The following is a 4,320-nucleotide window of genomic DNA, read 5'->3' on the forward strand; positions in this document are numbered from 1 at the left end:
ACGGGAATATGGATAAGCATTCCTAATGTAGGCATGCAAAAATTGCCCTTTGGACGGAGCGGCCATAAGTTGCTCGTAAAGTCCAGAAGTCACGTTGAAATATTGATAAATCGAGCCGTTGATGAACTCGATTTCAAGCGTTTCACTGTCGGGGTCGTAGCCGACTGACGCAATGTTACTTGAGGCGACAGGGTCTCGAATCATGGAACTTCCTACTGTTCATTTTCGTTGATGGGGGTACGATTGATCGTAACATCTCGCACGACCGCCGTGGTTCGTTGCGCTCGCCATGACGCCACCATGCGGTCATAGCCTTCTGCCACGCGGCGGGTCCGCCAGGCTCTGCTGACTTCGGGGTCTGAACTACGGGGCAAGTGATCTGCGGGCGGTAGCGATACACGGCAGCGCACAGGTAGTCTCGCGGCCTCACCACAAATGATGGTCTCGCCAGTTCGCAGCACTGGCAGTAAGTCCATCAGGCCTGATAGATTGTCGGGCAGCGCTCCCTTTACCCGTGCGCGATCGGCGGGATTAGATAGTCGCAGCGCTATTAGCGTCCCGCATTGGGAAAGAATAGTTTCGTCGATCTCCGACGGACGCTGAGAAACCAGCATTGCACCAACCCCGTATTTGCGACCTTCCTTTGCGATACGTTTCACAATGTCTGCGGCGACATTGCCGCTATCGGGACTGACATAACGGTGCGCCTCCTCCATAACGACCAATAGGGGGCGCAGGATGCCCCCCTCTGTCTTCTCCCGACTCCAGTAGAGGGCTTCGTAAATAATCCTCAGTATGGAGCCAATGAGCCGGACTAAGACGTTGCTTGGCACACCTGAGAGGTCGAGGATAGTGATTGGACGGTCATGGCCGAGCCAGCCAGCCAGCAGCGTATCAAGGTCCTGTTGCGTTTGCCCCGCTAGGTCCGGCTCCCACGGGCCAGGGTGCAAGATGAAGTCGTAGCGCCGATCGAGAAGACGAGAGCGCAGCAAATTTAGTGGCCGGCGGATACCCTTCGCCGCCTGATTAAGGAATGGCCCGGCAGTTCCCATCGCGTGAGGCGTATAGCGGGGTGGCGTCAGTGTCGTGGGGTCACCATCGGCCTCAAGCGCAGGCTGGTCACGCCTGTCCCCGGTGAAAGTGGCTGTCTCGAAGTCGATCAGGTCATACCAAAGTTTTTTCAGCGAAAATGGTACGGGACTGTCAACGGTGAGTGACTGGGGATCGAGCCCAGGAAGCGCACCAGCATGCAGTCGCCCTTCCTTCAACTGCTGAATCTTATCTGTAAACGCAATTAAATGATTTTCGCTGAGCCCACCAGCGACGAAATCAAGCAATTCGCCGGCCTCCAACGCCCAGTAAGGCACGAACAAAGGCGCTTCACCGGGCATTGGAGAAGCGCTAAATGTTTTGGCAATATCTCCGAGTGCCGCAGAATATTCTCCATGCACGTCTAAGAGAAGGATACGTGCACCACTTGCACCTACATTTTCGGCGGTTCGCACTATGGAACGAAGCAAGCTCGCCACTGTGGTTGATTTACCTGAGCCTGTCGATCCAACGATGGCGCTGTGCCGCGTTACTAGTGCGTCGAGTGACAAGCGAACGACGATATTTTCGGCGCTCGAAAGCGTTCCGATCTCGATCTGATCTTCCTCTGCGCCACCATAGATCCGCCGAAGATCTTTGTGTGTGACCAAGTGAACCACGTCATCGACATTGGGGTGCTGACTGAGACCTCGCTCAAAATGATCGCCGGTCGCCTCGCCCGCCAACTCCACGCGCATCCAGCGACCGGTGTCCTGACGGTCTAAATCCACAACAGCGACGGATTGGGGTGCTGCCGCAGCCCCAATCTCCGCAACTACGCCGTAAAGATCCTGATACCCCAGAGGGATGCGGACAAAGCTGCCCACCTGACCGACGCGATACGTGTGACCATCAATCATCGCCAGACCAGAAGAGAGGGACTCGGCCAGCTTTACCGTTAATGAAGAACCCGAAACTGCGCTTACACGGCCGAGATAGGTTGGGTCTGTCGCCGTCATGCCGACACCATAGCCGGGTCGAAACCATCGACCGAAATATTTGTATCGATCGGCCGAGCAAGGTCGGGCGAGTAGGAAAGCGCGCAAAAGCGGCAAAAGCTGGCAAAGTCACCCAAAAGGAAAGCGTCGTTACCCCAGAAGCTCGAACGAATTTCAACCCAGTTTTTAGGCAAGTCGCCCAAACGCCACAAACCTGGGATGCCACCGATCACAGCGGCGTCGCTGGCATAGACAGAAAGGTTTGGATGTTCGAAGGCAAGCTTACGTGCCGGCTCCTCATCGGCGAGCGTTTGGAACTGCAATGCGATCACCGCAGCATTGGCATTCATTGCGAGCGCCTCGCCCAGAACTGCACAAATGTGCGCGTCGCGGAATGAAAAACCTGTCGTCAGAAGCACTGTATCGGGCGTCAGCAGAAACCGTTTCAATCGCTCGAACAGCGCTGCATAGGGCTGCTTCTGCGTCAGATCGTATTTGAGATGGTCCGGGTAGACGAGTTCAGCGCAGTCCGGACCGCCGCAGCGCACAACTGTGCCATTTTCGCTTTTCCAACCGAGTGATCCATGCAGCTTCCAAACGCGCGACCAACGCGCCGGCAAATCATTTCCGGCTACCGTGACCGGGTCAAAGAACGGTGCATGCCCACCGGTAAAGCCATCAAAGTACGGTGCTTTTGCCTGCTCGAACGCTGTTTCAATCAACAGGTCATAGTTGGTGGTAAATATCTCGACTGAGTGTACTCGTTGCGTCCCGCTGACCCAGGAGACAAGTTCATGATACGGCGTTCTTCCTTCCGGTAGCTTTGCGCCGACAATCTCGCCGATCGCCTCACAGATCGCCTTACCCAGTCCAGCATAGCCGGTACCGTCAAGGCCATGTACCGTTGTGTCCCCCAACGCTGTCTGAAGCAGACGAATCTTTGACAAAATGGTCTCAATATTGCCGCCATTTGGCAGGGCTTTTCGGATTTTGACTACCGCAGTTGCTTCAGCACCGCTCAATGTTTGCAATGCCTGGTGCGTCAAATCGTTTACACCGGGAATCAGCGGCCGACCATTTGGATCAAGCTTGCCACTGTTGTCTACTCGTACAGAGAGAGGGCCACCTGCGCCGATCAAAATGCCAATACGCTTGCGGCCCTGCGACAGTATCTGCCGGAGATCGGCCATAAAGCGGTCCGGATTATGTACGGTATCCAATTGACCATCCTTTTAATCAACTAATCGGCGAAGATATTATCTGATGTTGGCGATCGGTTCGAGCTTCAGATCCACAACATATACAATTTTTAATTCCCGCAAAATGAGATTGACAACGTTCTAAGTCATCGGCGCGATGAATCCGCGCCCAGTGATTGTCATAGACGGATAGACCTTCACCCTCGCGCGAAGGGCGGGCATCGTTTTCGGCCGTTTTCCCTGCATGATTCGAAGGTGCGGATCATTGTTTACGCGTGGGTCAATGATGCGCAGATTTTGCGATCAGCGGGCAGCAAAACCGACCCCTATACGGCCTTTGAGCGTATACTGGCCAACGGCTATCCACCAACTGATTGGGCGGCTCTGGTTGCCGTGAGCCAGCGGGACTGGCCGGACTAGATATAAGCAATTTATCTAATAATCACATAATCTTGATTATGCGACAACCCGATGTCCTAAGGGCGGATTCAATTTTGAAGTGCGACTTTCGTTTATTATCAGAGAGTTACGCTTTGGAGGATGGATCATGGGAGCTTGTTATTCTCACCTCTCCCTGGATGATCGCCGGGTTATTTCCGAGATGGTTATAGCGCGCTTTCCGGTTACGGCTATTGCGCGCCACCTGGGCCGACATCGCAGTTCGATCTATCGGGAGATCAACCGCAACTTTTACCACACCAACTATAAGGATTGCTGGGGCAAGGCCTACCGAGGGTATTTTGCGGTTATGGCCAACGACCGGTCGAAACGCCGTCGCAGGAAAGGACGGGTGAAACTGCTGCGGTCAGCCGCGCTCTTGGATCATGTTTTAGCGCGCCTTCGCACGGGCTGGTCGCCTCAACAAGTTGCAGGGCGTCTTAAGCGCGATGCGGATCCCATCGGTCAAATCTCCCACGAGAGTATTTATCGATATATTTTTAGTCCGGACGGTCGTGAGCAAAAACTATTCGCGCTGTTACCATGTGCTCGCAGACACCGACGGCGACGATTTAGCCGAAAGAGCAGGAAATCGGCAGTGCCGGTTGCTCGCTCCATCACTCTTCGACCTGCTGAGATTGCAGAGCGAAAAGAGT

5 protein-coding genes are annotated in these 4,320 nt (G+C 54.4%); 2 read left to right on the forward strand and 3 right to left on the reverse strand.

Features of this window, described 5'->3' with window-relative positions; all coding sequences use genetic code 11:
* The 3 genes from ACIQ36_RS18830 to ACIQ36_RS18840 form a co-directional block, all read right to left on the reverse strand.
* Positions 1 to 204 (reverse strand): KTSC domain-containing protein (locus ACIQ36_RS18830; RefSeq protein ID WP_395832216.1); only part of this gene is annotated, 204 nt, incomplete at its 3' end.
* Between the two features lie 8 nt (positions 205 to 212).
* On the reverse strand, positions 213 to 2,048 hold the full coding sequence (locus ACIQ36_RS18835; RefSeq protein ID WP_395832218.1) for an ATP-binding protein: 1,836 nt from the start codon (positions 2,046 to 2,048) through the stop codon (positions 213 to 215).
* Positions 2,045 to 3,247, reverse strand: coding sequence for an SIR2 family protein (locus ACIQ36_RS18840; RefSeq protein ID WP_395832220.1), 1,203 nt, complete (start codon positions 3,245 to 3,247; stop codon positions 2,045 to 2,047). The genes ACIQ36_RS18835 and ACIQ36_RS18840 overlap by 4 nt, the downstream gene beginning before the upstream one ends.
* Positions 3,248 to 3,415: 168 nt before the next feature.
* On the opposite strand from ACIQ36_RS18840, the gene ACIQ36_RS18845 reads away from it, so the two are divergent.
* Both ACIQ36_RS18845 and ACIQ36_RS18850 read left to right on the forward strand, forming a co-directional pair.
* On the forward strand, positions 3,416 to 3,646 hold the full coding sequence (locus tag ACIQ36_RS18845; protein WP_395832224.1) for a type II toxin-antitoxin system YhaV family toxin: 231 nt from the start codon (positions 3,416 to 3,418) through the stop codon (positions 3,644 to 3,646).
* Positions 3,647 to 3,773: 127 nt separating this feature from the next.
* Positions 3,774 to 4,320 (forward strand): IS30 family transposase (locus ACIQ36_RS18850; protein ID WP_395832222.1); only part of this gene is annotated, 547 nt, incomplete at its 3' end.

The sequence above is a fragment of the Elstera sp. genome (assembly GCF_044372965.1).
Classification (GTDB): Bacteria; Pseudomonadota; Alphaproteobacteria; order Elsterales; family Elsteraceae; genus Elstera.

What these genes read in the sequence shown, in the direction of transcription:
- ACIQ36_RS18835 (WP_395832218.1), bottom strand. Translation starts at nt 2,048, where the DNA reads ATGACGGCGACAGACCCAACCTATCTCGGCCGTGTAAGCGCAGTTTCG.